This window comes from Borreliella kurtenbachii, from assembly GCF_030437945.2.
In the GTDB taxonomy this organism is placed as follows: domain Bacteria; phylum Spirochaetota; class Spirochaetia; order Borreliales; family Borreliaceae; genus Borreliella; species Borreliella carolinensis.
Map to the genome: position 1 here is coordinate 24,334 of NZ_CP179519.1, position 6,302 is coordinate 30,635.

A 6,302-nucleotide genomic window follows, 5' to 3' on the forward strand; every position below is an offset into this window, starting at 1 on the left:
AAATAATTTAATATAGGAGAGGAAATCAATGCTTATTAATAAAATAAAACAAGACAATAGAACTTTAAGACCAGAGATACAAAGATGGGGATGTTATTTTTTATGTCTGCATTATTATACAAGTCTATTTAAGAAGCGTGAATTTAATGCATATGAGATAAATTCAGCATATTATAGATTTATAGGACTTGGTTACATTAAGAGTAATTGTTTTATTATAAATCCATGCATGATACTTAATTACTACGGAATTAGAAGTAGCGTGAGATATGAATCTTTAAATTATTTGGGTACAGTTAATGAATTTGAAATAAGTGAAGTTAAAATCGATAAGGTTAATGGATATCATTTTATAGCAACAAAAAATAAAGAAATATTATATGATTCACTTGACTTAAAGCCACGTGGGAAAATATTTAAAGTAACTTCAAAACGTATATTTAAACTAAAATAGTTTTTTTAAAGTTTAAGGTTATTTTTCATGCATTTATAAGCGTGAATTTTATTAGCAGCAGAGAGGCCGTAGATATTATCAATTTCGGAAGTTGAATGATATTTCATAAGTTCTTTAATTTGGAAAGAGTTATAGCCATTAGATTTTAAATATGAAATAAACAAATTTCTAAATAAATGAAGCGATTTATTAGCGCGAAATCCGGATTTTTTAAGAAGATTTTTAAATTTTCTAGAAATATTGATAATATCAATTTGATTATCTTTAAACTTATGTTTGGTTTTTTGGAAAAGATAAGTACGCCGTGAGTCAAGATTTTTTTCATTAAAATAATTTTCGTGAGCGGATTGGATAGCCTCGAACTCTTCTGAGTTGATAACAATTTCTCTAATACAAGTGACATTCCTTTTTTTAGCTATATTTACTTTTATATTGTAAAAAGTTTCTCCAGTTTTGCTGAGCAAGGGAGTAATATCTTGCATTTTTACTTTTTGAATTTCTGCACCCCTGCACCCACTTATTGCCAGTAAATGTAGGAACCAACCAGAAATTGGGTCAATTTGTTTTAATGTTTTAACGCATTTTTCAATTAATTTGATAGCTTTTGGGGTTAAATAAAACTTAGGAGTTGGTTTTGAGGATTCTTTTTTTGGTTTAGAAGAAATTTTTAGAGAATTTTTAAGAATTTTGTTTTCATTTACTACTTTTTGATACTCTTGTATTAGTTTGAGTATAGAATCAATACCTAAATTATTTAAATTAAAATAATTATTAATGTCCATAAGACAAGCTCCTTCTAGGTGTTACTTTTAAATTAAGTAAAAGTAATAAAAATAGATAAAAAAAGTAATTTATATTGTACCAAAAACAAAAAATTTTAGTCAAATTTTTGGAGTTCTCATTGCAAGTTAAATTTGGGTTGTAGAGTGGCTGTGATAAACAGAATGGGCAGTTTTTGGGGGGTGCAGCTAAGAAAGACTATATACTTTAGCTGACTTATAGCAAAGACTTTGAAATTTAAGTTGTATGCATTTTGTAGTCTTTTGTAATGAGCCGGGCATTTGCAATGGAGAGATTTTTGGGAGTTGGTTAAAATTACATTTGCGTTTTGTTAATATGTAACAGGTGAATGTAACAAAATTATATATTTAAATCTTTGAAAAATTGTAATTATTCGGTGTTGCATTATTATTGAGGCTTATGGAGTAACTTATGAATAAGAATAAGAAAATGAAAATGTTTATTATTTGTGCAGTTTTTGTGCTGATAAGTTCTTGCAAGAATTATGCAACTAGTAAAGATTTAGAAGGGTCAGTGCAAGATTTAGAAAGTTCAGAACAAAATGTAAAAAAAACAGAACAAGAGATAAAAAAGCAAGTTGAAGGATTTTTGGAAATTCTAGAGACAAAAGATTTATCTAAATTAGATGAAAAAGATACGAAAGAGATTGAAAAACAAATTCAAGAATTAAAGAATAAGATAGAAGAATTAGATTCTAAAAAAACTTCTCTTGAAACATATTCTGATTATGAGGGACAAATAAAAAAAATAAGAGAAAAATTAAAAGGGAAAGGACTTGAAGGTAAATTTAAGGAGCTTGAAGAGAGTTTAGCAAAGAAAAAAGGGGAGAGAAAACAAGCTTTACAAGAGGCTAAACAGAAATTTGAAGAGCTTAAAGGTCAAGCTGAATCTACAACTGGACAAACTCAAGGGCATAGAGCTGGAAACCAGAGGCAGTTTGGACAACAAGCTTGGAAGTATGCTCGAGAATTGGGTTTTAAAAATATGCCTAGTGGTGATAATGATACTAGTAATATGGCTAATGAAGTCATAACTAATTCACTTAAAAAGATTGAAGAAGAACTTAAAAATATTGGAGAAACTGTAGAAGATAAAAAAGAATAACAGTGGTATCTTTTAAAATAGAAGAAGTTCAAAACAAAGGAGAAAACAAAAAGTATGAATAAAAAAATGTTTATTATTTGTGCTGTTTTTGCGCTGATAAGTTCTTGCAAGAATTTTGCAACTAGCAAAGATATAAAACAAAATGCGGGTGAGAAAGTTCAAGGATTTGTAGATAAGATTTTAGATCCAGTAAAGGATAAAATTGCTTCAAGTGGTTCAAAAGCAGATGAAGTAGCAAAAAAATTACAAGAAGAAGAATTAATGCAGGGCGATGATCCTGATAATGGTGTAATAAATCCTCCACCAGCATTGTTGGCAAATGGTCAAGATAATACACCGGTATTAAAAGAAAAACAACAAAGTGATGTTCAACAAGAAGGAAAATCAGAAAAAGCTAAAGTTGAAAAAGAAAAAGAAGAACAAAAGGATACAGAAGGGAATGCTAAAAAAATAAAAGTAGCAGAAGAACAGAAAAAACAACAAGAAGAAGTTAAGACTAAAGCAGAAAAAGAAAGAAAAGCTAAAGCAGAAGAACAACAAAAAGAACAAAAAAGACAACAAGAAGAGCAACAAAGAAAAGCTAAAGCAGAAAAAGAAAAAAGAGAAAAAGAAGAGGCAGAACAACAAAAACGAGAAGAAGAAGCTAAAGAAAAAGCAGAAAAAAGGCAAGTTGGTAATCAAATTAAAACACTTACAGCCAAAATAGATGAAATTAATGAAAATATTGATGTCATAGCAGCGCAAGCAAGTGTGGGTGCACAAGGAGTTATAGATAGAATTACTGGGCCTGTGTATGATGATTTTACCGAAGACAATAACTCTATACGCAAAACTTGGGATTTAGAAGATGAATATGACTCAGGATTAGGGAAATTATTAAAAGAATTGAGTGAAGCTAGAGACGGTTTAAGAACTAAATTAAATGAAGGCAATAAATCATACGCTGGTATCGGGAAGGAGCCCGACTTAAAAGAAAATGTAAATGTTAGCGAAATTAAAGAAGATTTAGAAAAAGTAAAATCAAAATTAGAAGAAGTTAAAAAATATCTTGAAGACGAATCTAATTTTGAAGAAATTAAAGAATACATTGCTGGTAGTGACGATGATTATGATGAAGAAGATTAATTTTAGATATAATTAAATTTTGTATACACAAAATAACAGCTAGTAAAAAAATTGCTAGTTGTTATTTTTTTGTAGATTTAATTATTATGAATATAGAAATGTTTTTTATCAAAATTTTCATACAAAAAGTGCCAAAAACTATTGTTAAAAATATTGTTTATTTATATACTTTCTAGAGTTATGATGAATATAAATGAGATTTCAGATTTTTATGATAATTTATATAAGAAAACAAAAAAAGAAATAGATAAACTTATAAACAAGCTCTATTTAACTAGCCAAATAACTCTAAAGCAAAAAAGACAAATATACAGTGCTGTTGAAAAAATGCAAAAGTACGTAATAAAAACCGGAAAAAGTGTTTTTTTAGAATCGGAAAAAGAATTTGTTAAAGACACTTTGAAAAGAAAAAATCTAACAAAAAAATTTAAAAGTTTCAAAGTTGATTTTAGCTACAAGGAAGGAATGCTAGAAAAATGTTTAGAAAGATTAGGAGAAGATAAATCTATCGAATTTTTGATTTTTGTTTGTCAAATTCTTAATGGGATAAGAGAAAAAGTATCAGAATTAGACTTTCAAATAGATGCGATTAAAGAATTTAGAGATATTTTATTTTTGAGTATACACTATTATGATAAAAGACTTTTCACCAGTAAGAATCTTATGAATGAAATGAAATACTTTTCCGAAAAAGTAGAGTTAATTTATAGTTATATGCAATAAATTAGTGAACTGCTATTTCTAAATCAAAAATTATAGAAATAGCAGCGAACTAAATCAATAAAAGCTAACAAATATTCCCTGCTAAATATCAAGAAGTTATCAGTTTATGTTAACAATTAACAAATTGCTTTACTATTTAGAGTAACAAATTGTTACTTTTGTTATTTTAGAGGATTTTTTTGAAAAAAGTTAAAAGATCTTTTGATGATTATGTTGCATATTTTAGAGAAGGATCGTTAGATGATAGGGAAATAGCTAATAAATTGGGAGTTTCTAGGGTAAATGTGTGGAGGATGAGGAAAAAATGGGAAAGTGGGGAAAATTCTGTTAGCGATGACTCTAGATTATCAATTAGTGAAGACACTCTTGAACACCTTTTGTCACAAACCTTTAGATCAGAAGTTAACGCTAGGAAAGTTAGAAGCGAATTGGATTTAGAGCGGGCTAATTTAGAATTAGGATTTATAAATGCATTTAAGCAATATTCTAGTATTGAGCTTGTTAGTATGCATACTAAAATAGAAAATTTAAGAGCCGAAATTGACGCTTTAAATAAAGCAAGTAGTAAAAAAAATAAGCAATTTATTAATGGAGAAATTAATTCTTTAAAAAGCGAGCTTGATGAATATATAAAGGAGTGTTCAATAAGAGAAATGGAGCTTTACTATGAATGTATGAAAAAACTTGCTACGGTTAATGAAGCTGAAAGCAAAAGTAACTACAAAAATAGTAAAGGGCACAAGTGAACTTATATCAAACAAAACTTTTTACAACACTACAAAAGGAATACAAAAATAAATATGGAGTTGATATATCACAATTTGTAAATCTAACAAATTCTTCAATTAATTTTGCTAAGTTTGAAGAAGAACAGTTAACTTTAAAACAAAAAAATGTGATAAAAAGCATTCAAAAGAATAATGAGAAAAAGATTATACTCAGCGGCGGTATAGCTAGCGGTAAAACATATCTTGCCTGTTATCTTTTTCTCAAAAGTTTAATTGAAAATAAAAAGTTATACTCAAGTGATACGAATAATTTCATTATTGGTAATTCACAACGTTCAGTTGAAGTTAATGTTTTGGGGCAATTTGAAAAGCTATGCAAACTGCTTAAAATTCCTTATATTCCAAGACATACAAATAATTCATATATTCTGATTGATTCACTGCGTATTAATCTATACGGTGGAGATAAGGCAAGTGATTTTGAAAGGTTTAGGGGTAGCAATTCAGCACTTATTTTTGTCAATGAGGCTACAACTTTACACAAGCAAACTTTAGAGGAAGTCTTAAAAAGACTAAGGTGTGGACAAGAAACTATTATTTTTGATACTAATCCCGATCATCCAGAACACTATTTCAAAACTGATTATATTGATAATATAGCAACTTTTAAGACATATAATTTTACGACTTATGATAATGTTCTGCTCAGCAAAGGATTTATCGAAACACAAGAAAAGCTATATAAAGATATACCATCATATAAAGCAAGAGTTTTGCTAGGTGAATGGATAGCAAGCACTGATTCAATTTTTACACAAATAAATATTACTAATGATTATGTATTTACTAGCCCGATAGCATATTTAGACCCAGCATTTAGTGTTGGCGGGGATAACACTGCATTATGTGTTATGGAGCGGGTTGATGACAAGTATTATGCTTTTGTATTTCAAGACCAACGACCAGCCAATGACCCGTATATTATGAATATGGTAAAGACCGTTTTAGAGAATTTTAATGTACATACACTTTATTTAGAAGATAGAGACAATACAAAAGGTGCTGGTGGATTGACTCGTGAATACATGTTGCTAAGAAATAATATGAGTCAATATTTTAGAATTGTCCCGGTTAAGCCAAAATCTAATAAATTTAGCAGAATAACAACGTTAATTACGCCGTTTACTTACAATAAACTTTACATTACGAAATACAGTAGCTCTTCTGTATTTAATGATATTTATTCGTATAAAGGAGATAACAAAACCCATGATGACGCTCTTGATGCAATATCTGCAGCATATTTGATGTTGTCTTTAGGATATAGAGAGAGAAGTGTTCACTTTGGCAATCAAAGATTTTTGTAA

Annotated in this window: 7 protein-coding genes; 6 read left to right on the plus strand and 1 reads right to left on the minus strand. The window is 28.7% G+C overall.

Annotated features, from left to right (window positions below; all coding sequences use genetic code 11):
* The first annotated feature begins 28 nt into the window (after positions 1–28).
* Complete coding sequence (locus QIA22_RS06465; RefSeq protein WP_367611921.1) at positions 29–454, plus strand: DUF261 domain-containing protein; 426 nt, start codon at positions 29–31, stop codon at positions 452–454.
* Positions 455–459: 5 nt separating this feature from the next.
* On the opposite strand, the gene QIA22_RS06470 is transcribed toward QIA22_RS06465, so the two are convergent.
* Positions 460–1,236 (minus strand): site-specific integrase, encoded by a 777-nt coding sequence (locus QIA22_RS06470; RefSeq protein ID WP_367611923.1) that lies wholly within the window; start codon positions 1,234–1,236, stop codon positions 460–462.
* 430 nt (positions 1,237–1,666) lie between these two features.
* Here QIA22_RS06470 and QIA22_RS06475 point away from each other — a divergent pair, with 430 nt between their 5' ends.
* The 5 genes from QIA22_RS06475 (at position 1,667) to QIA22_RS06495 (ending at position 6,302) form a co-directional block, all read left to right on the plus strand.
* Entirely contained in the window at positions 1,667–2,359 is a 693-nt protein-coding gene (locus QIA22_RS06475) for an ErpL protein (RefSeq protein ID WP_367611925.1), read from the plus strand.
* A gap of 54 nt (positions 2,360–2,413) precedes the next feature.
* Positions 2,414–3,484: an ErpC protein gene (locus QIA22_RS06480; protein ID WP_367611927.1), complete on the plus strand. Its 1,071-nt coding sequence runs from the start codon at positions 2,414–2,416 to the stop codon at positions 3,482–3,484.
* A gap of 183 nt (positions 3,485–3,667) precedes the next feature.
* The gene (locus QIA22_RS06485; protein ID WP_106023713.1) at positions 3,668–4,207 is read left to right on the plus strand and encodes a DUF643 domain-containing protein; all 540 of its coding nucleotides are present in this window, start codon (positions 3,668–3,670) and stop codon (positions 4,205–4,207) included.
* Between the two features lie 179 nt (positions 4,208–4,386).
* On the plus strand, positions 4,387–4,953 hold the full coding sequence (locus QIA22_RS06490; RefSeq protein WP_367611783.1) for a DUF603 domain-containing protein: 567 nt from the start codon (positions 4,387–4,389) through the stop codon (positions 4,951–4,953).
* Complete coding sequence (locus QIA22_RS06495) at positions 4,950–6,302, plus strand: PBSX family phage terminase large subunit (protein WP_367611929.1); 1,353 nt, start codon at positions 4,950–4,952, stop codon at positions 6,300–6,302. The genes QIA22_RS06490 and QIA22_RS06495 overlap by 4 nt, the downstream gene beginning before the upstream one ends.